Here is a 26,004-nt window from a genome sequence, read left to right on the forward strand (position 1 = left end):
ATATAGTAAATAAAAGAGATCGGTTTAAGAAGAAGAGAGTCTAATGGTAAATAAGGCTAAAGCAAGTAGGAAATTGAAGGCTTCAGAAACGACGAAAGCCTTGCTATTTCTAGCAAGGCTTTCTAAATAAGTGGCGGAGCGGACGGGACTCGAACCCGCGACCCCCGGCGTGACAGGCCGGTATTCTAACCAACTGAACTACCGCTCCGCACTGGTTAGACCTTAAGTCTAAATTTAAAGCCTGGCGATGTCCTACTCTCACATGGGGAAGCCCCACACTACCATCGGCGCTAATTCGTTTCACTTCTGAGTTCGGAATGGAAATCAGGTGGGTCCAAATCGCTATGGTCGCCAAGCAAATTCTTTATCAATTTGCTCGCAAATTCAAACGTACTTTAGTACGGCCCTTTAGGGTGAGATTTGCTTGCAAATCGAATAATTCGGAAAACTGATTTTAAGTTCTATTTATACACATTCAATTCGTTCTTGCTTTGAGTCCATCAAAACCCCTTGGGTGTTGTATGGTTAAGCCTCACGGGCAATTAGTACAGGTTAGCTCAACGCCTCACAACGCTTACACACCCTGCCTATCAACGTTCTAGTCTCGAACAACCCTTTAGGATACTTAAAGTATCAGGGAAGACTCATCTCAGGGCTCGCTTCCCGCTTAGATGCTTTCAGCGGTTATCGATTCCGAACTTAGCTACCGGGCAATGCGTCTGGCGACACAACCCGAACACCAGAGGTTCGTCCACTCCGGTCCTCTCGTACTAGGAGCAGCCCCCTTCAATCTTCCAACGCCCACGGCAGATAGGGACCGAACTGTCTCACGACGTTCTAAACCCAGCTCGCGTACCACTTTAAATGGCGAACAGCCATACCCTTGGGACCGACTTCAGCCCCAGGATGTGATGAGCCGACATCGAGGTGCCAAACACCGCCGTCGATATGAACTCTTGGGCGGTATCAGCCTGTTATCCCCGGAGTACCTTTTATCCGTTGAGCGATGGCCCTTCCATTCAGAACCACCGGATCACTATGACCTGCTTTCGCACCTGCTCGAATTGTCATTCTCGCAGTCAAGCGGGCTTATGCCATTGCACTAACCTCACGATGTCCAACCGTGATTAGCCCACCTTCGTGCTCCTCCGTTACGCTTTGGGAGGAGACCGCCCCAGTCAAACTACCCACCAGGCACTGTCCGCAACCCCGATAAGGGGTCGACGTTAGAACATCAACACTACAAGGGTGGTATTTCAAGGACGGCTCCACTAATACTGGCGTACTAGTTTCAAAGCCTCCCACCTATCCTACACATGTAGGGTCAATGTTCAGTGCCAAGCTGTAGTAAAGGTTCACGGGGTCTTTCCGTCTAGCCGCGGGTACACTGCATCTTCACAGCGATTTCAATTTCACTGAGTCTCGGGTGGAGACAGCGTGGCCATCATTACGCCATTCGTGCAGGTCGGAACTTACCCGACAAGGAATTTCGCTACCTTAGGACCGTTATAGTTACGGCCGCCGTTTACCGGGGCTTCGATCAAGAGCTTCGACCGAAGTCTAACCCCATCAATTAACCTTCCGGCACCGGGCAGGCGTCACACCGTATACGTCATCTTACGATTTTGCACAGTGCTGTGTTTTTAATAAACAGTTGCAGCCACCTGGTATCTGCGACTCTCAATAGCTCCATCCGCAAGGGACTTCACCGTCGAGAGCGTACCTTCTCCCGAAGTTACGGTACCATTTTGCCTAGTTCCTTCACCCGAGTTCTCTCAAGCGCCTTGGTATTCTCTACCCGACCACCTGTGTCGGTTTGGGGTACGATTCCTTACAATCTGAAGCTTAGAGGCTTTTCCTGGAAGCATGGCATCAATGACTTCACTACCGTAGTAGCTCGACGTCGTGTCTCAGCCTTAAGAGAAACCGGATTTACCTAATCTCTCAGCCTACGCACTTGAACCTGGACAACCGTCGCCAGGCCCACCTAGCCTTCTCCGTCCCCCCATCGCAATTGTAAGAAGTACGGGAATATTAACCCGTTTCCCATCGACTACGCCTTTCGGCCTCGCCTTAGGGGTCGACTTACCCTGCCCCGATTAACGTTGGACAGGAACCCTTGGTCTTCCGGCGAGGAGGTTTTTCACCCCCTTTATCGTTACTCATGTCAGCATTCGCACTTCTGATACGTCCAGCATGCGTTACCACACACCTTCAACCGCTTACAGAACGCTCCCCTACCCAATGCACTAAAGTGCATTGCCGCAGCTTCGGTTTACTACTTAGCCCCGTTACATCTTCCGCGCAGGCCGACTCGACCAGTGAGCTATTACGCTTTCTTTAAATGATGGCTGCTTCTAAGCCAACATCCTGGCTGTCTGAGCCTTCCCACATCGTTTCCCACTTAGTAGTAATTTGGGACCTTAGCTGGCGGTCTGGGTTGTTTCCCTCTCCACGACGGACGTTAGCACCCGCCGTGTGTCTCCCGGATAGTACTTACTGGTATTCGGAGTTTGCAAAGGGTTGGTAAGTCGGGATGACCCCCTAGCCTTAACAGTGCTCTACCCCCAGTAGTATTCGTCCGAGGCGCTACCTAAATAGCTTTCGGGGAGAACCAGCTATCTCCAGGTTTGATTGGCCTTTCACCCCTAGCCACAAGTCATCCGCTAATTTTTCAACATTAGTCGGTTCGGTCCTCCAGTTGATGTTACTCAACCTTCAACCTGCCCATGGCTAGATCACCTGGTTTCGGGTCTATATCCAGAGACTGAACGCCCAGTTAAGACTCGGTTTCCCTACGGCTCCCCTAGATGGTTAACCTTGCCACTGAATATAAGTCGCTGACCCATTATACAAAAGGTACGCAGTCACACCACGAAGGTGCTCCTACTGCTTGTACGTACACGGTTTCAGGTTCTATTTCACTCCCCTCACAGGGGTTCTTTTCGCCTTTCCCTCACGGTACTGGTTCACTATCGGTCAGTCAGTAGTATTTAGCCTTGGAGGATGGTCCCCCCATATTCAGACAGGATATCACGTGTCCCGCCCTACTCGATTTCACTTTAAATGCGTTGCCGGTTACGGGGCTATCACCCTGTATCGCACAACTTTCCAGAAGTTTCACCTGACGCATAAAAAGCTTAAGGGCTAATCCAATTTCGCTCGCCGCTACTTTCGGAATCTCGGTTGATTTCTTTTCCTCGGGGTACTTAGATGTTTCAGTTCCCCCGGTTCGCCTCGCTGCGCTATGTATTCACGCAGCGATACTAGCTTATGCTAGTGGGTTTCCCCATTCGGAAATCCCAGACTCAAATGGTTTTTACTACCTAATCTGGGCTTATCGCAAGTTAATACGTCCTTCATCGCCTCTGACTGCCAAGGCATCCACCGTGTACGCTTAGTCACTTAACCATACAACCCGAAGGAGTTTCGAGTTGATGAACAAGTCACCAAAGTTGTCTGCAATTTTTATACATGATGCAGACTCGATTTTGCCGGACTCAAATATGTTTTGTTTTACTTAAACAGTAAGACAAAACCCAAGAACACTTGAATGTGTTGTTTGGAGTATTCAATTAAGAATACTTTGAGAACTTTACAAACAATCTTAAAGATTGTTTTGTCAGCTTTCCAAATTGTTAAAGAGCTAATCACTTCTTATGAAGTAACCATTTTTAAAAACTCTCAAGAGAGAATGTTTAAAGATGGTGGGCGATACCGGGCTCGAACCAGTGACCCCCTGCTTGTAAGGCAGGTGCTCTCCCAACTGAGCTAATCGCCCACATAAGTTTTTCGTCTTGTGGTAGACGTCAAGAATGGTGGAGCTATGCGGGATCGAACCGCAGACCTCCTGCGTGCAAGGCAGGCGCTCTCCCAGCTGAGCTATAGCCCCATCTTGATAGTCATTCTTAAAGAATGGTGGGTCGTGCAGGATTCGAACCTGCGACCAATTGATTAAAAGTCAACTGCTCTACCAACTGAGCTAACGACCCAATGGTATCCCGTAGGGGAGTCGAACCCCTGTTACCGCCGTGAAAGGGCGGTGTCCTAGGCCTCTAGACGAACGGGACACTAAGTTGAACATCTTGGGAGATGTTCTATCTCTTTTACTTTATAAACCGTATCAATCTGTGTGGACACTCATCGTGAGTAATCATCGTATAAGGAGGTGATCCAGCGCCAGGTTCCCCTAGCGCTACCTTGTTACGACTTCACCCCAGTCATGAACCACAAAGTGGTAAGCGTCCTCCCGAAGGTTAAACTACCTACTTCTTTTGCAGCCCACTCCCATGGTGTGACGGGCGGTGTGTACAAGGCCCGGGAACGTATTCACCGTGGCATTCTGATCCACGATTACTAGCGATTCCGACTTCATGGAGTCGAGTTGCAGACTCCAATCCGGACTACGACGCACTTTTTGGGATTCGCTCACTCTCGCAAGTTGGCTGCCCTCTGTATGCGCCATTGTAGCACGTGTGTAGCCCTACTCGTAAGGGCCATGATGACTTGACGTCGTCCCCACCTTCCTCCGGTTTATCACCGGCAGTCTCCCTGGAGTTCCCGACATTACTCGCTGGCAAACAAGGATAAGGGTTGCGCTCGTTGCGGGACTTAACCCAACATTTCACAACACGAGCTGACGACAGCCATGCAGCACCTGTCTCAGAGTTCCCGAAGGCACCAATCCATCTCTGGAAAGTTCTCTGGATGTCAAGAGTAGGTAAGGTTCTTCGCGTTGCATCGAATTAAACCACATGCTCCACCGCTTGTGCGGGCCCCCGTCAATTCATTTGAGTTTTAATCTTGCGACCGTACTCCCCAGGCGGTCTACTTAACGCGTTAGCTCCGAAAGCCACGGCTCAAGGCCACAACCTCCAAGTAGACATCGTTTACGGCGTGGACTACCAGGGTATCTAATCCTGTTTGCTCCCCACGCTTTCGCATCTGAGTGTCAGTATCTGTCCAGGGGGCCGCCTTCGCCACCGGTATTCCTTCAGATCTCTACGCATTTCACCGCTACACCTGAAATTCTACCCCCCTCTACAGTACTCTAGTCTGCCAGTTTCAAATGCAATTCCGAGGTTGAGCCCCGGGCTTTCACATCTGACTTAACAAACCACCTGCATGCGCTTTACGCCCAGTAATTCCGATTAACGCTCGCACCCTCCGTATTACCGCGGCTGCTGGCACGGAGTTAGCCGGTGCTTCTTCTGTCGCTAACGTCAAATAATGCAGCTATTAACTACACTACCTTCCTCACGACTGAAAGTGCTTTACAACCCGAAGGCCTTCTTCACACACGCGGCATGGCTGCATCAGGCTTGCGCCCATTGTGCAATATTCCCCACTGCTGCCTCCCGTAGGAGTCTGGACCGTGTCTCAGTTCCAGTGTGGCTGATCATCCTCTCAGACCAGCTAGGGATCGTCGCCTTGGTGAGCCCTTACCTCACCAACTAGCTAATCCCACCTAGGCATATCCTGACGCGAGAGGCCCGAAGGTCCCCCTCTTTGGCCCGTAGGCATTATGCGGTATTAGCCATCGTTTCCAATGGTTATCCCCCACATCAGGGCAATTTCCTAGGCATTACTCACCCGTCCGCCGCTCGACGCCGTTATCGTTCCCCGAAGGTTCAGATAACTCGTTTCCGCTCGACTTGCATGTGTTAGGCCTGCCGCCAGCGTTCAATCTGAGCCATGATCAAACTCTTCAATTTAAGATTTTGTTCGGCTCAATGAATACTGAACATTACATAAAGTAATGTTTGAATTGACTGTGCTGAATCTTTTGATTCAATGGTCACTTCGTTTCATTGAAACCTAATTTGAAGCCGAAGCTTCTAATTGGATTATCATCAACGAGTGCCCACACAGATTGATAGGTCTATATTGTTAAAGAGCTTTCCTATTGAGCTTTGCTCAAATCGGACGGCCATTTTAGCGAGTTAAAGTTTAGTGTCAATCACTTTTTTCAAGCGTTTCCGCTTGGCTAATTGGCTTGCTAACTTGGCTTTCGTTTCTTTCGAAGCGTTGCCGTGTCAGCGAGGTGGCATTATAGAGATTGCGATCACATTGGCAAGCCCTTTTTCTCGTTTTTTTTGTTTTTTTTATCGTTCGGATAAATTTGCATCAAAAGCGGTCAAAAGAGCACGTTATTTCTACAGTTCTTTGAATTTATCTGCGAAAAGAGCCACTTTTTCCCAATTGGTGTATTCCACCTCTTTAGTCGTATCGGTTTCGCCACCAGTCATCGACATAATGAACTTAATCATAGTTCTATCGAACCAGCTGTAACGTGGGTAATAAAGTGCACCAGCAAAAACACCAATTAAGGTTGGTTTCCATGGCGACTTAATTAGGAACTTACGAATGTAAGCACTGCCTTCAGGCGTATCCTTTCCTTGGTCTTCTTTACGAGCGGTTAGATTCACACAGAAAAATGCCACTTTACTTTGCTCTAGTTGAGTTAGGTTTTTCTTAATAAACTGGTATAGCTTCTTATTAAGATGGCCATAACGAATAGATGCGCCAATCAATACTCTGTCGTATTGGCTGAAATCCATCGCCTCTACATTATGTAAATCCACCAGCTCGCAATCGAAGTCTGGTAGTTGTTCATCTATATAGTGGAGAATTTTTTTCGTCTGCCCTTCACGGGAAGAGTATAGAAATAATGCTTTTGCCACGATTTCCCCTTAGCTACGCCAAAACGTCGGCGTAAGTAGAATAAGTAAGGTAAAGATTTCCAAACGTCCAAACAGCATAGAAACAATCAATACCCATTTTGCTTTGTCGTTCACATCACCAAAGTGAAGCGCAACTTCACCCAAGCCAGGACCTAAGTTGTTGAGCGTTGCTGCAACCGCAGAGAACGCGCTTAGCTCATCCATCCCTGTAGCAATCAAGCCCAACATACAAACCACGAATACCAAAGCGTAAGCAGAGAAGAATCCCCAAACCGCATCAACGACTCTTTGCGGTAGCGCACTACCACCCACTTTGATGGTGTACACCGCACGAGGGTGCACCAAACGCTTCAGCTCACGCGCACCTTGTAAGGTCAGTAGCAGAATACGGATCACTTTCATGCCGCCGCCAGTCGAGCCAGCACAACCACCTATAAAAGAAGAGAACAACAACAGCACTGGTAAGAATAATGGCCAATCAGCAAACCCGGTTGTGGTAAAGCCAGCCGTAGTTGAAATGGACACGGTCTGAAAAAGCGCTTGATCGAATGCGTCATAGGTTGAGTCGTAAGAATGGTGATTCAACAATAATAAGAAGCACACCAAGAACAAAACAACTTGTATAAAGATGAACGCGCGGAACTCTGGATCTTTCCAATAGTATTTAGGATGCACGCCGCCAGACGCGAATGCGGCGAAGTGCAAAGAGTAGTTACATGCCGAAATCAACAAGAAGACGACGGTAATCATGTTAATCGCATAGCTATCGAAATAGCCCATGCTGGCATCGTGGGTAGAGAAACCACCGATAGCAATGGTTGAGAAGCTGTGACTAATGGCATCAAACGGTGTCATACCTGCTAACCAAAATGCCAAGGCACACGCAATAGTCAGACTCAAATAGATATACCACAGTGCTTTTGCTGTCTCAGCAATACGCGGGGTCATCTTAGTATCTTTTACCGGTCCTGGTATTTCAGCTCGATACAGCTGCATACCACCGATACCAAGAACAGGAAGAATGGCTACCGCCAACACGATGATACCCATGCCGCCAAACCATTGCAGGAGCTGGCGATAAAATAAGATCGCTTTTGGCAGTTCGTCGAGCCCAACAATGACCGTCGCTCCCGTTGTCGTTAAAGCAGAGAAAGACTCAAAAAATGCGTCAGTCACAGATACATTGGGATTATCTGAGATAAGGAAAGGGATAGAGCCCGCACTGCCAAGTACAGTCCAGAAAAGAACAACAATAAGGAAGCCATCGCGTGCTTTTAGCTCGTGTTTGTGCCTGCGGTTTGGGAACCAACAGATCCCACCACATACGAGAAGTACGAAGAAAGTCGTGACAAAAGGTACACCCGCACCATCTCGATAAATAAGCGCAACCAGCGCAGGCGCGAGCATTGTGACGCTAAAAAGTGCGAGCAATAGCCCGACGATTCGAATAATTGAACGAAATTGCATGGATTGATTGACTAGCGAAGCTGTCCCTGTGGCTTCCTATTTTTCATTATTTTCCGTCTAGTGGGGTGACAATTGCCTTTGCACCACTTTTGTTGATGATAGCTTGGGTAAACGCGCTCACTTCACGTAGCTCAATTTCCACCACTAATACCACCTGATCGCTGTATTCAGCATCCACTTCAACCACACCAAACTGGGGCATAAGCGACTGTGCGATAGGCATAAACCCATAGTCTAACTCTAGTCGGAGTTTTGTGGTTATTTTTTTCTCAATTGTTTGAAGCAGCTTGAGCGCTTGTTGCACTCCACCACCATAAGCTTTGACCAAACCGCCTGTGCCAAGCTTAATGCCGCCAGAGTAACGAGTGACCACCGCAGTGATCTCTCCAACTCCAGAGCCAGACAGCTGCGCGAGGATTGGTTTACCTGCCGTCCCTGAAGGTTCTCCATCATCACTAAAGCCCCACTTCATCGAATCTTCTGGTCGACCAGCAACAAATCCCCAGCAGTTGTGCCTTGCATCAGAATGTTTGGTTTTGATCTGCTCAACGAATGCTTTCGCCGCTTCCACGCTTGGTGTATGCGCTAAGTAAGTAATAAAGACACTCTTTTTAATCTCTTCTTCAAATTGAGCTGGTTGGGCAGGAATCAGATAAGGCAGGTCATTCATAGGATTAGCTCACTTTTCTCTTTGTTCAAAGTCTATCACGAGACGGAATTGTGAGTCGCATAAGATCTGCACCAGCGCACAATGTTAAACACTTGTTTAAGAAATGTATTGAAATTAACCAATCCGAGGTCCAAACTAACTCCACTGGTCAAACCAGAACAACAAATATAACGACTTTCCTCTATATCTATTTGTTGCCCTACAGGCGCTCAGCCCGCATCAAATCGGTATACAGACAATCCAAGATTGTATGTCATGGAGATAGACAATGATTTACCAAGCCGAAACCCTACAGGTAAAGGAAGTACAAGATGGTATTGCAGAACTAAGCTTCTGCTCTCCAAAATCCGTTAACAAGCTCGACCTAGCGACACTAGAGTCACTCGACAAAGCCCTTGATGCACTAAAAGCGCACCAAGGACTGAAGGGCTTGATGCTCACCTCAGATAAAGACGCGTTCATTGTTGGCGCTGATATCACCGAATTCTTGGGTCTTTTCGCTAAGACAGACGCTGAACTCGATCAGTGGCTGCAATTTGCTAACAGCATCTTTAACAAGCTGGAAGACTTACCGGTTCCGACTATCTCGGTACTAAAAGGTCACACGTTAGGTGGCGGTTGTGAGTGCGTGCTTGCCACTGACATGCGAATTGGTGACAAGACCACCAGCATCGGTCTACCAGAGACAAAACTGGGCATCATGCCAGGCTTTGGTGGTTGTGTGCGTCTGCCACGTGTTATTGGCGCCGACAGTGCGATGGAAGTGATCACACAAGGCAAAGCGTGTCGTGCGGATGAGGCATTAAAGATTGGTCTTCTGGATGCGGTTGTCGATAGCGACGCACTTTACGAATCAGCACTCAAGACACTGACCTCCGCAATCAACGAGAAGTTGGACTGGCAAGCTCGTCGTAAGCAAAAGACATCACCACTTACGCTAAGTAAGCTCGAATCAATGATGAGCTTTACCATGGCGAAAGGTCTGGTGGCACAAAAAGCGGGTCCTCACTACCCTGCTCCAATGACAGCCGTTATTACTATTGAAGAAGGTGCTCGCTTTGCTCGTAACGAAGCACTCGACATTGAGCGTAAACACTTCGTAAAACTGGCTAAGTCTGAAGAGGCAAAATCACTGGTTGGTTTGTTCCTTAACGACCAATACATTAAAGGGCTTGCTAAAAAATCCGCTAAGTCAACGAGTAAAGACACGCAACGTGCGGCTGTGCTTGGTGCGGGCATTATGGGCGGCGGCATCGCTTACCAATCTGCATTAAAAGGCGTACCGGTGTTAATGAAAGACATCGCGCAACCTTCACTCGATTTAGGCATGACTGAAGCATCTAAGCTACTAAATAAACGCTTATCTCGTGGTCGCATTGATGGCTTTAAGATGGCTGGTATTTTAGCGTCTATCACACCAAGCCTACATTACGCAGGCATCGAAGAATCAGACGTGATTGTTGAGGCCGTAGTAGAAAACCCGAAAGTAAAAGCAGCAGTTTTGAGTGAAGTGGAATCACATGTCGGTGACGACACGGTTATCACCTCAAACACCTCGACGATTCCTATCAATCTATTAGCGAAATCACTAAAACGCCCAGAAAACTTCTGTGGCATGCACTTCTTCAACCCAGTGCACCGCATGCCTCTTGTTGAGATCATCCGTGGTGAACATACCTCTGATGAAACCATCAATCGTGTTGTTGCGTACGCAGCGAAAATGGGTAAATCACCAATTGTCGTTAATGACTGCCCTGGGTTCTTTGTAAACCGCGTGTTATTCCCATACTTTGGTGGCTTCAGCATGCTACTTCGAGACGGTGCTGACTTTACGAAAATCGACAAAATCATGGAACGTAAGTTTGGCTGGCCGATGGGACCTGCATACTTGCTCGATGTTGTTGGTATTGATACTGCTCACCACGCACAAGCCGTTATGGCGCAAGGTTTCCCAGAGCGTATGGGTAAACAAGGTCGTGATGCGATCGATGCACTGTTCGAAGCAAGCAAATACGGTCAGAAGAATGGCAGTGGCTTCTACAGCTACACCATAGATAGAAAAGGTAAGCCGAAGAAAACCTTCTCTGAAGAGATCTTGCCGGTGCTCGCTGACGTTTGTGCCGATAAGCAGGACTTTGACGATCACACCATCATTCAACGTATGATGATTCCAATGATCAACGAAGTGGTACTGTGTCTACAAGAAGGCATCATTGCCACTCCACAAGAAGCGGATATGGCATTGGTTTACGGTCTTGGTTTCCCTCCATTCCGCGGCGGCGTATTCCGCTACCTAGATAGCGTAGGTATTGCTGAGTTTGTTGCAATGGCAAAACAATACTCAGAGCTTGGTGCTATGTACCAAGTACCACAGATGCTGATTGATATGGCGGCGAAAGGTGAAAGCTTTTACGGTGCACAACAGCAAGGTTCTATCTAAGGAGGGATTCTAAAATGACTAATCAAACAAGAAATGTTGTCGTAGTCGATTGTCTACGTACGCCAATGGGTCGCTCTAAAGGTGGTGCTTTCCGTCATACACGAGCAGAAGATCTATCTGCGCGCCTGATGAAGGGCATTCTTGCGCGTAACCCACAGGTAAACCCAAGCGAGATTGAAGATATCTACTGGGGCTGTGTACAACAAACCCTAGAACAAGGCTTTAACGTTGCCCGTAATGCGGCGTTGCTTGCTGGCCTACCAATTGAGATTGGCGCCGTGACGGTTAACCGCCTGTGTGGTTCATCCATGCAAGCGCTTCACGACGGTACACGTGCCATTATGACGGGTGACGCTGAAATCTGCCTAATTGGTGGTGTTGAGCACATGGGACACGTACCAATGAACCACGGCGTGGACTTCCACCCTGGCATGTCAAAGACAGTTGCAAAAGCAGCAGGCATGATGGGCTTAACGGCAGAAATGCTTGGTAAGCTGCATGGCATTAGCCGTGAGCAACAAGACGAGTTTGCTGCGCGCTCTCATGCTCGTGCACATGCTGCAACCGTAGAGGGTCGTTTTAAAAACGAAATCCTACCAATTGAAGGTCATGCAGCTGACGGCACGCTGTTCACTTTGGATTACGATGAAGTGATTCGCCCTGAAACATCCGTTGAAGGTCTGTCTCAACTTCGTCCTGTTTTCGACCCAGCAAACGGTACAGTAACAGCCGGTACATCATCGGCGCTGTCTGATGGTGCATCAGCGATGTTGATCATGAGCGAAGAAAAAGCCAATGAACTTGGTTTGAAGATTCGCGCACGCATTAAAGGTATGGCAATTGCCGGCTGTGATCCTTCTATCATGGGTTACGGCCCTGTACCTGCGACGCAAAAAGCACTCAAACGTGCTGGTCTTTCAATTGAAGACATGGATGTGGTTGAGCTAAACGAAGCATTTGCCGCGCAATCTCTACCATGTGCTAAAGACTTGGGTCTGCTTGATGTGATGGATGAGAAGGTCAACCTTAACGGTGGTGCGATTGCATTGGGTCACCCGCTTGGTTGTTCTGGCTCACGTATCTCGACGACTCTGATCAACCTAATGGAAGCCAAAGACGCGAAATACGGCCTGGCAACCATGTGTATCGGTTTAGGTCAGGGTATTGCGACGGTATTTGAACGACCATAGTTTGTATAAGAAACGCTAGGTTGTAGTGATCAATCCAACAATCACGAGCAAATGAACCAATACTGAAAATTTTTAGTATTACACTTAAGGGCGGCATCTGATGTCGCCCTTTGTTTTACGCCAAACATTGCTTACATGCACAATAAGCATACATTAAATGCTCAAGTTTCATTTTATTCATAGACAAAGAAGACATACACTTAGCAGCAGTTGATATCTTGCTGCATGTGACCCAGAGTCACGCCACCGCACAATCGGAGAACCTTATGTTTAATGCTCTAGTTCTTAATCAAGAAGACAAACGTACTATCGCTAGCATCGAGCAAATCGATGAAACACAACTGCCTGAAGGCGACGTTCTGATTGACGTTGATTACTCATCGTTGAACTACAAAGACGGCCTTGCAATTACAGGTAAAGGTAAAATCATCCGTAACTTCCCGATGGTGCCGGGTATTGACCTAGCAGGTACAGTAGTAAGCTCAGAAGACGACCGCTACCAAGCAGGCGACAAAGTTGTTCTTACTGGTTGGGGTGTAGGTGAAAACCATTGGGGCGGTATGTCTCAACGTGCTCGTCTAAAGGCGGATTGGCTAGTACCACTACCAAAAGGTCTAGACAGCAAGAAAGCAATGATGGTGGGTACTGCTGGCTTCACTGGCATGCTATGTGTTCAAGCACTGCTTGATGCAGGCATCAAACCTGAAAATGGCGAAATCCTAGTAACTGGCGCAAGTGGCGGTGTAGGCTCAGTAGCCGTAACGCTCCTAGCACAGCTTGGCTACAAAGTTGCTGCAGTGACAGGTCGCGTAGATAAAAATGGCCCACTACTAGAAAAACTTGGTGCTAGCCGTATCATCGACCGCGTTGAATTTGAAGAGCCAGCACGCCCGCTTGAAAAGCAAGTATGGGCAGGAGCCGTTGATACTGTGGGCAGTAAAGTACTAGCAAAAGTATTGGCACAAATGGATTACAACAGTGCAGTTGCGGCTTGTGGTCTTGCAGGTGGCTTCGATCTACCGACGACAGTGATGCCATTCATTCTACGTAACGTTCGTCTACAAGGTGTGGATTCTGTTTCATGCCCATTTGAAAAACGTACTGCAGCATGGGAAAAATTGGTTGAGCTACTACCAGACAGCTACTTCGAACAAGCTTGTACTGAAGTTGAACTGGCAGAAGCACCAAAATACGCTGAAGACATCACAAACGGTCAAGTAACTGGTCGCGTGGTTATCAAGCTATAAGCGTTAACTCTTTAATAGAATGAACAAAGCCGGGTCATCACCCGGCTTTTTGCTATTTGGATTCTAGGAAAAATTAGTCCAATCCCATATCTTCAATTCGTTTGGCAATAAGACGGCTACATTCTTCTCGAACCACCGCACGCAACCATTCTTGAGCGGGAGAGAGCTCGCACCGTGCATGCCAAATCATCGAATATTCAAACGGCGTGAATTGGAATGGTAATGGCTTCACCACCAAGTCATAACGATCAGCAACCAAGTACGCTAAATCGGCTGGTACGGTAATGATGATTGGCAAAGTATCAACAATCGCCAGCGCCGCTTCCAAGTGATAAGCGCGCAATACCATCTGACGTTGCGGCTTCTCCACGAGCGCTTGTTCAATCAGTGCCTTAACCCCATCACTGATGGCAATCATGGCATGCGGATGACTGAGATAATCATCCAGACTCATCTCTTTCTCAGCTAGCGGATGCTGCTTAGATAGCAGACACAACACACCAACTCGCCCTAGCACTTCACTACGCAGTGGCTCCACAGGACCTGTAGGACGACAAATCGCTAAGTCCGCGCCTTCGTATGTTAATTGATCAGATAAACGGTCATGTTGCAGCGGCAAGAAGTTAAACGACACGTTCGGCGCTTCCTTATAGATACGTGGCAAAGCGAAAGGCAGAATGGTTTGCATCGCGTAGTCAGTCGTGGCGATATTAAACGTCTGATCGCAACTGCGTGGATCAAACTCGCGTGGAGAAAGTAATTGGCGCAGTGATTCCAGCGGCTCACCCAAAGAGCGATCGATTTCTAACGCTTTTTGGGTTGGGATCAAGTGCTGACCTTGACGAGTAAACAGTGGGTCACCAAGCAGGTCACGTAAACGCCCTAGTACACGACTCATAGCCGATTGGCTTAAATTGAGACGCGTTGCAGCTTTACTTACACTACTCTCTTCGATCAGCACACGTAACGCAACCAATAAGTTCAGATCTCGACGATAGATGTCTTCTAATTCCACGATTTACCACTTAACATGTAGGGGATTTAGATAAATTGTACTCTTCAGGCAAAAAAAATCCCGCCTTTCAGCGGGGAAGCCCAAGAAAAATGGGGATAGTGTCGGAATGAAGTGTCGTTAAACTTGGTGAGCGGTATATAAATAGGTTCCGATTACAGCAAGAAGCGCTAATTTTCTTGCTCAGATGCACCTGACCATTTGTGCATCTCAATCCAAATCCCAATAATTGTTGCACTCATGCCTACGAGAGGCATCAATGAGGTTTCACCTGGCGTCCTAAGTACCAATGCACAGAACGAGATGAAACATAAAACCGAATAGATGGTTAGTCTGTCTAACGCTGTTAACATCGTCTCTCCTTGCCAGTTGTTACCAAATTGTTAATTTAAGGTAAATCAAAAAATTCGGTTTGCCAAGTGGTTATTGAATATTTTTTCAACGAAAGTAAAATTCAATGCTCAGTTAGTTACGAGAATCACACTATGAGTTTTAATCCTGAACTGGCGACCAAAACATTAGAGGCGGAAGGATTACGCTGCCCAGAGCCAGTGATGATGGTCAGGAAGACAATTCGAAACATGCAAGATGGTGAAGTATTGCTAGTGAAAGCGGACGACCCATCTACGACTCGAGATATCCCGAGTTTCTGCCGATTTATGGATCACCAGTTGATTGCGGCACAAACGGATCAACTTCCATACCAGTACCTGATCAAGAAAGGTTTGGAATAATCTCAGCAAGATCAAAAACGGCAGCCCAATAGGCTGCCGTTTGTTTATTCATCGTATTCTAGTGTGCGAACTTCAGATTGTAGCTTTTTCAGTTGCTTTCTCATTGCACGCATCTCTTCGTGCATTGGGATAATATGCGCGACTCGAATCCAAGCCTCTACCGTTAGACCGGTAAGAATGAAGGTCCCTGCCACAATCGGCAACCACATATCAGTCAGCACCATAGCCAACAAGCACAACGCCAAACCAAAGGTGAATAAATAACTCTGACTCTTTGGGGACATCCCCATATAACGTGTAAGCATCAACTTGCCCTCTCGCCATCATTCACACCATTAAAGTACCATGACAAGTATGGCACTAATATGTCACCCGTCACGGTCTTGAACGATTTTAAGCCAGAGTTTTAATTCGCGCACTAGTTCACAAAGTATTGATAATTAACACTATTTATGTAAAAAAGTCAGAATAGTGCTGCACCGATAGCAAGAGCAACAAATAGGAAAGCGGTTACCTTACGAATCAACCCTAAAGGCATCTTATCCGCCGATAGCTTACCGATTAAAACTACAGGCACATTAGCCAGAAGCATACCGATCGTAGTACCAAGAATTACCCAACTCAACGCATCTGCGTATTGCGCACCCAAGATAGAAGTCGCAATCTGAGTCTTGTCGCCAATCTCCGCAACAAAGAAAACAATAAAGCTGGCAATGAATGGACCACGGTTGGAGATCTGCTCGTTGTCATCCAGTTTATCTGGGATCAACACCCAAGCCGCCATGGCGACAAAACTGACCACCAGCACCCATTTGAGAACTTCAGGCGAAAAATAATCGGCTACCACCACACCTAACCATGCAGCCAAAGCGTGGTTGGCAATAGTTGCCAAAAAGATTGCTGCAATAATAGGGATTGGCTTGCGGTAACGACTGGTAAGTAATAGAGATAGCAATTGGGTCTTATCGCCAATTTCTGCTAACGCTACAGTAGTAATTGAAATAGCTAAAACGCTCACGACATGCTCATTGGGGCGGGATAATTATTTTTAACCTAAGACAAATCTCACGCCCCACCCCGGTTCGTGATGATTTGTCTAAGGTCTTGCTAAACTCATCGGGCTGATGAGTCTCGAACGCCATGGTGATTTTGCACCAATTATGTTGACGAACGAACTGGATGAAACAGACATTTCATCGAGTAAGCTACTCCCCAAAGACAGCGCAATTCTAGCCATGTTTCCTCATCACCTCAAGAGTGAAAGCCAGTGAAAACTCCCTTTTAGGAAAAATTCAGCAGATAAAGCGGTAAAAATCCATTAAAGGAGAAAATTGCCCACGAATTAATCAAGATTAGCTCTACTCCCATGCTCAATATCTGGGTATACTTGATTGTTAATTTATTCAACCGTAATTACTTTGAATCGCCATTGTTGGGACAAGAAAAACCAACAAAAAAAGAGACGAATTCACGAGTAATAAGAGAATCGCGCGAACCTGACTTATGCAAAAATACGATATCAAAACCTTCCAGGGAATGATCCTCGCGCTGCAGGATTATTGGGCTCAAAATGGTTGTACCATTGTTCAACCACTAGATATGGAAGTTGGTGCGGGTACCTCTCACCCAATGACCTGTCTACGAGCACTTGGCCCAGAGCCAATGTCTACAGCTTACGTACAACCTTCACGTCGTCCTACTGATGGCCGTTACGGTGAAAACCCTAACCGTCTTCAGCACTACTACCAATTCCAAGTAGCGCTAAAACCATCGCCAGACAATATCCAAGAGTTGTACCTAGGTTCTCTAGAGGTTCTTGGTGTCGACCCACTTGTTCACGACATCCGTTTCGTAGAAGACAACTGGGAAAACCCAACACTAGGCGCATGGGGTTTAGGCTGGGAAGTTTGGCTAAACGGCATGGAAGTGACTCAGTTTACTTACTTCCAACAAGTTGGCGGTCTTGAGTGTAAGCCAGTAACTGGTGAGATCACTTACGGTATCGAGCGTCTAGCAATGTACATCCAAGAAGTAGACTCTGTTTACGACCTAGTTTGGAACATCGCACCAGACGGCAGCAAAGTGACTTACGGTGACATCTTCCACCAAAACGAAGTAGAGCAATCGACTTACAACTTCGAGCACGCAGACGTTGAATTCCTATTTGGTTTCTTCGAACAGTGTGAGAAAGAGTGTAAAGAGCTGCTTGAGCTTGAAAAGCCACTGCCACTGCCTGCTTACGAGCGCATTCTAAAAGCTGGTCACGCATTCAACCTACTAGACGCGCGTAAAGCGATCTCAGTAACTGAACGCCAACGTTACATCCTACGCATCCGCAACCTGACGAAAGCAGTTGCAGAAGCATACTACGCATCGCGTGAAGCTCTTGGCTTCCCAATGTGTAAGAAAGAACAAGCGTAAGGGGTAGAGTAACATGGCAAAAGAATTTCTAATCGAGCTAGGCACAGAAGAGCTACCACCAACACAACTTCGCACTCTAGCTGAAGCATTCGCAGCAAACTTCGAAGCAGAACTAAAAGGCGCTGAGCTTGCTCACGAAGGCGTTAAATGGTTCGCGGCGCCTCGTCGTCTTGCACTTAAAGTTGCAGCACTAGCAGACAGCCAGTCTGACAAAGTTGTTGAAAAACGAGGCCCTGCGGTTTCTGCAGCGTTTGACGCGGAAGGCAACCCAACAAAAGCGGCTCAAGGCTGGGCACGCGGTTGTGGCATCACGGTTGACCAAGCAGAGCGCATGGTTACAGACAAAGGTGAATGGCTACTGTTCAAACAAGAAGTGAAAGGTCAGCCAACGTCTGAGATCGTAGTTGAACTTGCAGCGAAAGCACTAGCAAACCTACCTATCGCAAAACCAATGCGCTGGGGTAACAAAACGACTCAATTTATCCGTCCAGTTAAGACGCTAACCATGCTAATGGGCAGCGACCTAATCGAAGGCGAGATCCTTGGTGTCGCTTCTGACCGCACTATCCGTGGTCACCGCTTCATGGGTGAGCAAGAGTTCACTATCGATTCTGCTGAACAATACCCTGCGATCCTAGAAGAGCGCGGTAAAGTAATGGCAGATTACGAAGCGCGTAAAGCAATCATCCTAGCTGACGCACAAAAAGCGGCAGCAGCGGTTGGCGGTATCGCTGATCTAGAAGATGACCTAGTAGAAGAAGTAACGTCTCTGGTTGAATGGCCAGTAGTACTAACAGCGAAGTTCGAAGAAGAGTTCCTAAAAGTGCCTTCTGAAGCGTTGGTGTACACCATGAAAGGTGACCAAAAATACTTCCCTGTTTACGATGACAACAAGAAGCTACTACCTAACTTCATCTTCGTATCGAACATCGAATCAAAAGAGCCTCGTTACGTAATCGAAGGTAACGAGAAAGTGGTTCGTCCTCGCCTTGCTGACGCAGAGTTCTTCTTCAACACAGACCGTAAGCGTCCGCTTATCGACCGTCTGCCTGAACTAGAGCAAGCGATCTTCCAAAAGCAGCTGGGTACGATCAAAGATAAAACAGACCGCATCACAGAACTTGCTGGCTACATTGCTGAGCAAATCGGTGCTGACGTTGAGAAATCAAAGCGTGCTGGTCTACTAGCAAAATGTGACCTAATGACCTCAATGGTATTCGAATTCACGGATACTCAAGGTGTTATGGGGATGCACTACGCTCGTCACGACGGTGAAGCAGAAGAAGTTGCAGTAGCACTGAACGAGCAATACATGCCTCGTTTCGCAGGTGATGAACTGCCATCTAACGGCGTTTCAACTGCAGTTGCAATGGCAGACAAGCTAGACACTATCGTAGGTATCTTCGGTATTGGTCAAGCACCTAAAGGCAGCGACCCATTCGCACTACGCCGCGCATCTCTAGGTGTACTACGTATCATCGTTGAATACGGCTACAACCTAGATCTTGTTGACCTAGTAGCGAAAGCGAAGTCACTGTTTGGCGACCGCCTAACCAACGACAACGTTGAACAAGACGTTATCGAGTTCATGCTTGGTCGTTTCCGTGCTTGGTACCAAGACGAAGGGTTCAGCGTAGACATCATCCAAGCGGTTCTAGCTCGTCGTCCGACGAAACCAGCAGACTTCGACCAACGAGTTAAAGCGGTTTCACACTTCCGTGAACTAGAAGCAGCAGAGTCTCTAGCAGCAGCGAACAAACGTGTAGGTAACATCCTAGCGAAATTCGACGGCGAGCTAGCAGCAGACATCGACCTAGCACTTCTACAAGAAGACGCAGAGAAAGCACTAGCAGAAAGCGTTGAAGTAATGACAGAAGCGCTAGAGCCAGCATTTGCTACAGGTAACTATCAAGAAGCCCTAAGTAAGCTAGCTGACCTACGTGAACCAGTTGATGCGTTCTTTGATAACGTAATGGTAATGGCAGACGACGAAGCACTTAAGAAGAACCGTCTGACACTACTGAACAACCTGCGTAACCTGTTCCTACAGATCGCAGACATTTCTTTGCTTCAAAAGTAATTCATTGCTCTTCGAAGTGATTAAGAAATAAGTAAAAGGGAAGCATCTGCTTCCCTTTTTTGTTGCTCTTTTTTCCTTTTTATCTCGTACCTCTGGTTTGATGACAGAGTTTTTTCTTTTTCGGCTTAATTCACACTTTGCGTCGTATAGACATTAAGGTAAGGTCAAGGATTATCCTATTGACCAGTCAAAGACTGGCGTTAAGACACATAAAGCAATCACAATGAATTAGGTATAACGACAAATGCAGTTCTCAAAGTTTGGTGAAAAATTTAATCAGTATTCAGGTATCACGCAGTTAATGGACGATTTGAATGATGGTCTGCGCACACCGGGTGCCATCATGCTCGGTGGAGGCAACCCAGCCGCCATTCCTGCCATGCTCGATTACTTTCGCCAAGCCAGTAAGGAAATGCTCGCCAGTGGGGAGCTTGTCGCCGCCCTCGCCAACTATGATGGTCCGCAGGGTAAAGACGCGTTCGTTAAAGCGTTGGCTCAGTTATTCCGTGAAACTTACGGCTGGGATATTTCCGAGAAAAACATCAGCCTAACTAACGGCAGCCAAAGTGGCTTCTTCTACTTGTTCAACTTACTAGCAGGTCAGCAGCCAGACGGTTCGCACAAGAAAGTGCTACTGCCTATCGCGCCTGAGTACATCGGTTATGGTGATGCGGGCATTGATGAAGATATCTTTGTCTCTTACCACCCAGAAATCGAGCTGTTGGATAACGGTCTGTTTAAATACCACGTCGACTTTGAGCAGCTCACCGTCGATGACTCTGTTGCGGCAATCTGCGCGTCTCGCCCAACCAACCCTACGGGTAACGTACTGACAGATGAAGAAGTACGTAAGCTGGACAAGCTAGCACGTGAGAACAACATTCCGCTGATCATTGATAATGCCTACGGTCTGCCGTTCCCGAATATCATTTTTGAAGATGTCGAATCGTTCTGGAATGAAAACACCATCCTTTGCATGAGCCTATCTAAACTTGGCTTGCCGGGCGTGCGTTGTGGCATTGTGATTGCGAGTGAGGAAATCACGCAAGCGTTGACCAATATGAACGGCATCATCAGCTTAGCTCCAGGCAGTGTTGGTCCAGCGCTGGCAAACCACATCATTGGTAAAGGCGATCTGCTTAAACTGAGCTCAGAGGTGATTAAGCCGTTTTACAAGCAGAAGTCGCAACGTGCGGTTGAACTGCTCCAAGAAGCGATTACCGATGAGCGCTTTCGTATTCACAAACCGGAAGGCGCTATCTTCTTGTGGTTATGGTTCGATGAACTGCCAATTACGACAATGGAACTGTACCAACGCTTGAAAGCGCGTGGGGTCTTGATTGTTCCGGGTGAATACTTCTTTATTGGTCAGAAGGACGAGTGGGATCATGCGCACCAATGTTTGCGTATGAACTACGTTCAAGATGATGAGATGATGCAAAAAGGCATTGCGATTATCGCAGAAGAAGTGGAAAAGGCTTACCGCGAAGGTAAATAGACTTGTTAACTCAGCCGTTGTTCTCTTTGAAATTACGGCTTTGAAATAGCAGCTTTGAAAGCCCCAAACTAAAAAGAGCGCCCATATGGCGCTCTTTCTCATTCTATAACCGGGTGGTTAACTGAAATGTCATCAGCTGATTAGCTGTTTTCAATCAGATTGTTGCCACCGATAGCAATCTTACGCGGTTGCATCGCTTCTGGAATTTCACGAACTAAATCGATATGAAGTAGACCGTTTTCCATTGATGCACCAACGACTTTTACGTAATCCGCAAGTTGGAATTTACGTTCAAAATCGCGCTCCGCAATACCTTGGTAAACGTAGTTTTTACCTTCTTCGGCTTTACGCTCGCCCTTCACGATCAACATGTTTTCGTTTTGAGTCAAATCGAGCTGATCTTCAGCAAAACCAGCGACTGCCATAGTAATACGGTAGTTATGCTCGTCTTTTTGCTCGATGTTGTATGGAGGGTAGCCGCCAGAAGTGTTCTTCGCAGAGCTTGCTTCCATCAGGTTAAACAGACGGTCGAAGCCAATTGCATTACGGTATAGTGGTGAGAAATCTACATTACGCATAATCTATCCTCTTTTAAGCAATAGTCTTAGCCCAGATGAAGGTCATCCACGTGGCGTATTTATGCAAGAAAACGCCGAGCTAAGGGATCCGATGATTCATTCCTCTGACCTACTCTTTAGGTGCGGGGACATGATGTCGAATCTAGGGTCAAGTTGTGTACTAATACTGAGCATCCTCTCCTGAGCGACCTCGTTTAGCGATTCCAGAGGCGCTGTTCTTCTCTTGTTGAGCAAGCTAGCCATCTCTCTTCATAACTAGATATAAGGTCGAAAAATGGGCTTTCAAGGGCTCCAGTGAAAATATTTTTAGCTCCCCGACTCGATCACCCCTCCCTCTCGAAGCGTTCCCATATTCATAGGCGCAGTCGTTCTCGTATCTCGACTCTTTTATCTCGTTTCTAGCCCAATAAAAAAACGCCACCTCTTGCGAGATGGCGTTTTTAGTATGATTTGACTGAGTCTGTCCGACTACACGTCTAGGTTTGCTACTTTCAGCGCGTTTTCTTCGATGAAGTTACGACGCGGCTCAACTTGGTCACCCATTAACGTTGTGAACAATTGGTCTGCGCCTACCGCATCCTCAATAGTTACTTGCATCATGCGACGTGTCTCTGGGTCCATTGTGGTTTCCCAAAGCTGATCTGGGTTCATCTCACCTAGACCTTTGTAGCGCTGTAGGCTTAGACCACGACGCGACTCTTTGATTAGCCACTCAAGTGCCGATGCAAAGCTTGATACCGACTGAGTACGCTCACCACGCTTGATGTAAGCGCCTTCTTCTAGCAGGCCGTCTAACGCTTCAGATAGATCCGCTAGCTTGCCGTACTCTTTCGAGTTCAGTAGGTCGATGCTCAGTGCGTAGTCGTGAGTCACACCGTGAGTACGTACGATGATCTTAGGTAGGTTTAGACCTAGCTCTTCGTGTTGCTCAACTTCGAAACTGTATTGGCTTGCGCCTACTTCTTTCGCGTTTAGCTGTTCAACTAGCTGTTTTGTCCACGCTTCTACTGCTGCAGCATCGTGACATTGCTCTGCCGTTAGACGCGGCGTGTAGATTAGCTCATGAACTAGCGCGCTTGGGTAACGGCGGCTCATGCGAACCGCTAGCTTGATACCTGCGTTGTATTGCTGAACTAGCTTCTCTAGTGCTTCGCCTGCCAATGCTGGCGCTTCTGCGTTTACGTGTAGCGATGCGTTATCAAGTGCCAAAGCAACTTGGTATTGGTTCATCGCGTCTTCATCTTTGATGTACTGCTCTTGCTTACCTTTCTTCACTTTGTAAAGCGGTGGCTGAGCGATGTACACGTAGCCACGCTCAATAAGCTCTGGCATTTGACGGTAGAAGAAGGTCAACAGTAGCGTACGGATGTGCGAACCATCGACGTCAGCATCGGTCATGATGATGATGTTGTGGTAACGCAGTTTGTCCGGGTTGTACTCGTCACGACCGATACCACAACCTAGTGCAGTAATCAGCGTTGCTACCTCTTGAGAAGAAAGCATCTTGTCGAATCGCGCTTTTTCTACGTTAAGAATCTTACCTTTTAGCGGTAGGATTGCTTGGTTCTTACGGTTACGGCCTTGTTTTGCGGAGCCGCCTGCCGAATCACCCTCCACTATGTACAGTTCAGAGAGTGCAGGATCTTTTTCCTGACAGTCTGCAAGTTTGCCTGGTAGACCTGCTAGGTCTAGAGCGCCTTTACGACGAGTCATTTCACGAGCTTTACGCGCAGCTTCACGAGCACGAGCTGCGTCGATGATTTTCGAACAAACCATCTTCGCTTCTGTCGGGTTCTCAATCAGGAACTCAGACAGTTTCTCACCCATTGCTGATTCAACCGCTGACTTCACTTCAGAAGAAACCAGTTTGTCTTTCGTTTGGCTAGAGAACTTCGGATCTGGCACTTTAACTGAAACAACCGCAGTTAGACCTTCACGCGCGTCATCACCAGACGTTGCTGTTTTCGCTTTCTTAGAGAAGCCTTCTTTGTCCATGAAAGAGTTCAGTGTACGCGTTAGCGCCGCACGGAAACCGGCAAGGTGAGTACCACCGTCACGTTGTGGGATGTTGTTAGTAAAACAGTAGATGTTCTCTTGGAAACCGTCATTCCACTGCATCGCAACTTCTACCGAGATGCCATCTTCGCGCTCAAAGTCGAAGTGGAAGATTTTCTCGATGATTGGTGTTTTGTTAGTGTTTAGGTGCTCAACGAACGCTTGGATACCACCTTCAAACATGAAGTGGTCGCTCTTGTCTGCTTCGCGCTCATCAACCAGTTTGATTGAAACACCAGAGTTCAGGAAGGAAAGTTCACGTAGACGCTTCGCTAGGATGTCGTAGTGAAATTCTGTGTTCGAGAATGTTTCTGCACTTGGCCAGAAACGGATTTGTGTACCCGTTTTTTCAGTATCACCAATTACTGCTAGTGGCGCTTGAGGCTCACCATGATGGTAAGTTTGCGTATGGATATGACCGCCGCGGTGGATAGTCAGAACCACTTTCTCAGACAGTGCGTTTACTACTGAAACACCTACGCCGTGTAGACCGCCTGATACTTTGTATGAATTATCATCGAACTTACCACCAGCGTGAAGTACCGTCATGATAACTTCTGCAGCAGATACGTTTTCTTCTGGGTGCATTTCTGTTGGAATGCCACGTCCATCATCCGTAACTGAAACCGAGTTGTCCTCATGAATTGTCACAACGATGTCTTTACAGTGACCTGCCAACGCTTCATCAATTGAGTTATCCACCACCTCGAAGACCATGTGGTGAAGACCAGTGCCGTCGTCCGTGTCGCCGATGTACATACCTGGACGCTTACGTACCGCATCCAGACCCTTCAGTACCTTAATACTCGATGAATCGTAATTTTCAGACATGAGTTTCTCTCTTCTAGTTTGACTCTATCCTGCCATGTTCCACATGAAACAATTTGCCATTATCGTCCAACATATCGGCGATTTGGCTTTCAGTGATAGAGCTTACAAATACTTGTGCGCCCGTCTCTTTCAAGCAGTCCGCTAGACGCTTGCGACGTTGGCTGTCTAATTCCGACGCAAAGTCGTCAATTAGGTAAATACATTGTTTGCCGGTCATTTCGGTAAGGTGTTGTCCCTGCGCGACACGCAATGCACACACCATGAGTTTTAATTGACCGCGTGACAAAACGTCCTCAACGGGCGTTCCGTTCACTTTAATGCGCAGATCAGCCTTGTTCGGACCGCTAAAGGTGTAGCCCAACGACTGATCACGCTCGAAATTTTTTTCTAGTATCTCATGATAAGGGGTATCTTTGTCCCAGCCACGATAATACTTTAATTGGATCTCAAATTCTGGCAAAAACGTCTGGCAGATAGTTTCCGCTACGGTTTTCAACTGTTCGATGTACAATGCTCGCCATTGACTGATGTTTTCAGCCAAATGTGCCATCTCTTGATCCCAATAACTGAGTTCACGATAACTTCTGGCGGTTTTAAGCAGAGCATTGCGTTGCTTGTTAAGACGCTTGAAACGTCCCCATGCATCATAGAAAGCAGGCTCAGTGTGAAACACACCCCAGTCGATGAATGCACGACGATGTTTTGGACCATCGGTCAGTAGATCAAATCCTTCTGGATGTATCAACTGCAAAGGCAAAACTTGTGCAAGTTGCGCCAGTTTTTGTCCAGATTGACCGCCTATTTTAACCTCTGTTGAGCCATCACGCTGCTTATTAATGCCGATAGGTAGCTCAAATTGATCCGAGTTCAAAAAACGACCATGAACAAACAGTTCGTCACACTCATTTTGGATAACTCGACCCGTCAACGAACTTTTGAAAGAGCGCCCGTGTCCAAGCAAATAAATTGCTTCTAGAACACTGGTTTTACCGCTGCCGTTCGGCCCAATAAGAAAGTTAAAGCCTGCTGATAGGTCAATATCACAGGCTTTAATATTTCGAAACTGCTGAATGATGAGGCGAGAAAGTGGCATTCAGA

Annotated in this window: 17 protein-coding genes, 5 tRNA genes and 3 rRNA genes; 7 read left to right on the forward strand and 18 right to left on the reverse strand. The window is 47.3% G+C overall.

Annotated elements, in window-relative coordinates; translation table 11 throughout:
- Positions 1-131 precede the first annotated feature (131 nt).
- The 11 genes from A8140_RS00190 to A8140_RS00245 form a co-directional block, all read right to left on the reverse strand.
- Positions 132-208 (reverse strand) — tRNA-Asp (locus tag A8140_RS00190).
- Positions 209-239: 31 nt separating this feature from the next.
- A 5S ribosomal RNA gene (gene rrf, locus A8140_RS00195) occupies positions 240-356 on the reverse strand.
- A gap of 165 nt (positions 357-521) precedes the next feature.
- Positions 522-3,411, reverse strand: a 23S ribosomal RNA gene (locus tag A8140_RS00200).
- A gap of 294 nt (positions 3,412-3,705) precedes the next feature.
- A tRNA-Val gene (locus A8140_RS00205) sits at positions 3,706-3,781 on the reverse strand.
- 35 nt (positions 3,782-3,816) lie between these two features.
- A tRNA-Ala gene (locus tag A8140_RS00210) sits at positions 3,817-3,892 on the reverse strand.
- Positions 3,893-3,916: 24 nt separating this feature from the next.
- Positions 3,917-3,992: transfer RNA gene (locus A8140_RS00215), tRNA-Lys, on the reverse strand.
- A 2-nt stretch (positions 3,993-3,994) separates the two neighbouring features.
- A tRNA-Glu gene (locus A8140_RS00220) sits at positions 3,995-4,070 on the reverse strand.
- A gap of 91 nt (positions 4,071-4,161) precedes the next feature.
- Positions 4,162-5,714, reverse strand: a 16S ribosomal RNA gene (locus A8140_RS00225).
- Together the 16S, 23S and 5S rRNA genes with 5 tRNA genes alongside form the textbook arrangement of a ribosomal RNA operon.
- Before the next feature lie 441 nt (positions 5,715-6,155).
- A complete protein-coding gene (gene hemG, locus A8140_RS00235; RefSeq protein WP_005532886.1) occupies positions 6,156-6,683 on the reverse strand; it encodes a menaquinone-dependent protoporphyrinogen IX dehydrogenase in 528 nt (175 codons plus the stop codon).
- Between the two features lie 9 nt (positions 6,684-6,692).
- The gene (locus A8140_RS00240) at positions 6,693-8,150 is read right to left on the reverse strand and encodes a TrkH family potassium uptake protein (protein ID WP_005532883.1); all 1,458 of its coding nucleotides are present in this window, start codon (positions 8,148-8,150) and stop codon (positions 6,693-6,695) included.
- A 46-nt stretch (positions 8,151-8,196) separates the two neighbouring features.
- A complete protein-coding gene (locus tag A8140_RS00245; protein ID WP_005532881.1) occupies positions 8,197-8,820 on the reverse strand; it encodes a YigZ family protein in 624 nt (207 codons plus the stop codon).
- A gap of 268 nt (positions 8,821-9,088) precedes the next feature.
- On the opposite strand from A8140_RS00245, the gene fadB reads away from it, so the two are divergent.
- From fadB to acuI, 3 genes are all read left to right on the forward strand, one after another.
- Positions 9,089-11,260 carry a fatty acid oxidation complex subunit alpha FadB gene (fadB, locus tag A8140_RS00250; RefSeq protein WP_005532879.1) on the forward strand — a complete coding sequence of 724 codons (2,172 nt, stop codon included), beginning with the start codon at positions 9,089-9,091 and terminating at the stop codon, positions 11,258-11,260.
- A 14-nt stretch (positions 11,261-11,274) separates the two neighbouring features.
- Entirely contained in the window at positions 11,275-12,450 is a 1,176-nt protein-coding gene (gene fadA, locus A8140_RS00255; RefSeq protein WP_005426042.1) for an acetyl-CoA C-acyltransferase FadA, read from the forward strand.
- Between the two features lie 266 nt (positions 12,451-12,716).
- On the forward strand, positions 12,717-13,697 hold the full coding sequence (gene acuI, locus A8140_RS00260; protein WP_005532876.1) for an acrylyl-CoA reductase (NADPH): 981 nt from the start codon (positions 12,717-12,719) through the stop codon (positions 13,695-13,697).
- A 73-nt stretch (positions 13,698-13,770) separates the two neighbouring features.
- Here the strand turns inward: acuI and A8140_RS00265 are convergent, their stop codons facing one another.
- Both A8140_RS00265 and A8140_RS00270 read right to left on the reverse strand, forming a co-directional pair.
- The gene (locus tag A8140_RS00265) at positions 13,771-14,712 is read right to left on the reverse strand and encodes a LysR family transcriptional regulator (protein ID WP_005532874.1); all 942 of its coding nucleotides are present in this window, start codon (positions 14,710-14,712) and stop codon (positions 13,771-13,773) included.
- Positions 14,713-14,879: 167 nt separating this feature from the next.
- Positions 14,880-15,062, reverse strand: a complete 183-nt coding sequence (locus A8140_RS00270) for a hypothetical protein (RefSeq protein WP_005426049.1) — start codon at positions 15,060-15,062, stop codon at positions 14,880-14,882.
- A 132-nt stretch (positions 15,063-15,194) separates the two neighbouring features.
- Here A8140_RS00270 and tusA point away from each other — a divergent pair, with 132 nt between their 5' ends.
- Positions 15,195-15,443 (forward strand): sulfurtransferase TusA, encoded by a 249-nt coding sequence (gene tusA, locus A8140_RS00275; protein ID WP_005532872.1) that lies wholly within the window; start codon positions 15,195-15,197, stop codon positions 15,441-15,443.
- Between the two features lie 44 nt (positions 15,444-15,487).
- Here tusA and A8140_RS00280 read toward each other — a convergent pair whose 3' ends face one another.
- Positions 15,488-15,748: a hypothetical protein gene (locus tag A8140_RS00280; protein ID WP_005532869.1), complete on the reverse strand. Its 261-nt coding sequence runs from the start codon at positions 15,746-15,748 to the stop codon at positions 15,488-15,490.
- Between the two features lie 158 nt (positions 15,749-15,906).
- Positions 15,907-16,461 carry a TMEM165/GDT1 family protein gene (locus tag A8140_RS00285; RefSeq protein ID WP_005532864.1) on the reverse strand — a complete coding sequence of 185 codons (555 nt, stop codon included), beginning with the start codon at positions 16,459-16,461 and terminating at the stop codon, positions 15,907-15,909.
- A gap of 485 nt (positions 16,462-16,946) precedes the next feature.
- On the opposite strand from A8140_RS00285, the gene glyQ reads away from it, so the two are divergent.
- From glyQ to A8140_RS00300, 3 genes are all read left to right on the forward strand, one after another.
- Positions 16,947-17,864 carry a glycine--tRNA ligase subunit alpha gene (gene glyQ, locus A8140_RS00290; protein WP_005440855.1) on the forward strand — a complete coding sequence of 306 codons (918 nt, stop codon included), beginning with the start codon at positions 16,947-16,949 and terminating at the stop codon, positions 17,862-17,864.
- Positions 17,865-17,877: 13 nt separating this feature from the next.
- On the forward strand, positions 17,878-19,944 hold the full coding sequence (glyS, locus tag A8140_RS00295; RefSeq protein WP_005532861.1) for a glycine--tRNA ligase subunit beta: 2,067 nt from the start codon (positions 17,878-17,880) through the stop codon (positions 19,942-19,944).
- 244 nt (positions 19,945-20,188) lie between these two features.
- The gene (locus A8140_RS00300) at positions 20,189-21,442 is read left to right on the forward strand and encodes a valine--pyruvate transaminase (RefSeq protein ID WP_005532858.1); all 1,254 of its coding nucleotides are present in this window, start codon (positions 20,189-20,191) and stop codon (positions 21,440-21,442) included.
- A 140-nt stretch (positions 21,443-21,582) separates the two neighbouring features.
- On the opposite strand, the gene A8140_RS00305 is transcribed toward A8140_RS00300, so the two are convergent.
- The 3 genes from A8140_RS00305 to recF form a co-directional block, all read right to left on the reverse strand.
- A complete protein-coding gene (locus A8140_RS00305; protein ID WP_005426066.1) occupies positions 21,583-22,020 on the reverse strand; it encodes an Hsp20 family protein in 438 nt (145 codons plus the stop codon).
- Positions 22,021-22,488: 468 nt separating this feature from the next.
- On the reverse strand, positions 22,489-24,906 hold the full coding sequence (gene gyrB, locus A8140_RS00310) for a DNA topoisomerase (ATP-hydrolyzing) subunit B (protein ID WP_005532855.1): 2,418 nt from the start codon (positions 24,904-24,906) through the stop codon (positions 22,489-22,491).
- 13 nt (positions 24,907-24,919) lie between these two features.
- On the reverse strand, positions 24,920-25,999 hold the full coding sequence (gene recF / locus A8140_RS00315) for a DNA replication/repair protein RecF (RefSeq protein ID WP_005532853.1): 1,080 nt from the start codon (positions 25,997-25,999) through the stop codon (positions 24,920-24,922).
- Positions 26,000-26,004: the final 5 nt, after the last annotated feature.

The sequence above is a fragment of the Vibrio campbellii CAIM 519 = NBRC 15631 = ATCC 25920 genome, from assembly GCF_002163755.1.
In the GTDB taxonomy this organism is placed as follows: domain Bacteria; phylum Pseudomonadota; class Gammaproteobacteria; order Enterobacterales; family Vibrionaceae; genus Vibrio; species Vibrio campbellii.

What these genes read in the sequence shown, in the direction of transcription:
- fadA (WP_005426042.1), top strand. Translation starts at nt 11,275, where the DNA reads ATGACTAATCAAACAAGAAATGTTGTCGTAGTCGATTGTCTACGTACG.
- A8140_RS00280 (WP_005532869.1), bottom strand. Translation starts at nt 15,748, where the DNA reads ATGCTTACACGTTATATGGGGATGTCCCCAAAGAGTCAGAGTTATTTA.
- tusA (WP_005532872.1), top strand. Translation starts at nt 15,195, where the DNA reads ATGAGTTTTAATCCTGAACTGGCGACCAAAACATTAGAGGCGGAAGGA.
- A8140_RS00240 (WP_005532883.1), bottom strand. Translation starts at nt 8,150, where the DNA reads ATGCAATTTCGTTCAATTATTCGAATCGTCGGGCTATTGCTCGCACTT.
- gyrB (WP_005532855.1), bottom strand. Translation starts at nt 24,906, where the DNA reads ATGTCTGAAAATTACGATTCATCGAGTATTAAGGTACTGAAGGGTCTG.
- A8140_RS00300 (WP_005532858.1), top strand. Translation starts at nt 20,189, where the DNA reads ATGCAGTTCTCAAAGTTTGGTGAAAAATTTAATCAGTATTCAGGTATC.
- glyS (WP_005532861.1), top strand. Translation starts at nt 17,878, where the DNA reads ATGGCAAAAGAATTTCTAATCGAGCTAGGCACAGAAGAGCTACCACCA.
- A8140_RS00270 (WP_005426049.1), bottom strand. Translation starts at nt 15,062, where the DNA reads ATGTTAACAGCGTTAGACAGACTAACCATCTATTCGGTTTTATGTTTC.
- A8140_RS00245 (WP_005532881.1), bottom strand. Translation starts at nt 8,820, where the DNA reads ATGAATGACCTGCCTTATCTGATTCCTGCCCAACCAGCTCAATTTGAA.
- A8140_RS00305 (WP_005426066.1), bottom strand. Translation starts at nt 22,020, where the DNA reads ATGCGTAATGTAGATTTCTCACCACTATACCGTAATGCAATTGGCTTC.
- fadB (WP_005532879.1), top strand. Translation starts at nt 9,089, where the DNA reads ATGATTTACCAAGCCGAAACCCTACAGGTAAAGGAAGTACAAGATGGT.
- recF (WP_005532853.1), bottom strand. Translation starts at nt 25,999, where the DNA reads ATGCCACTTTCTCGCCTCATCATTCAGCAGTTTCGAAATATTAAAGCC.
- acuI (WP_005532876.1), top strand. Translation starts at nt 12,717, where the DNA reads ATGTTTAATGCTCTAGTTCTTAATCAAGAAGACAAACGTACTATCGCT.
- glyQ (WP_005440855.1), top strand. Translation starts at nt 16,947, where the DNA reads ATGCAAAAATACGATATCAAAACCTTCCAGGGAATGATCCTCGCGCTG.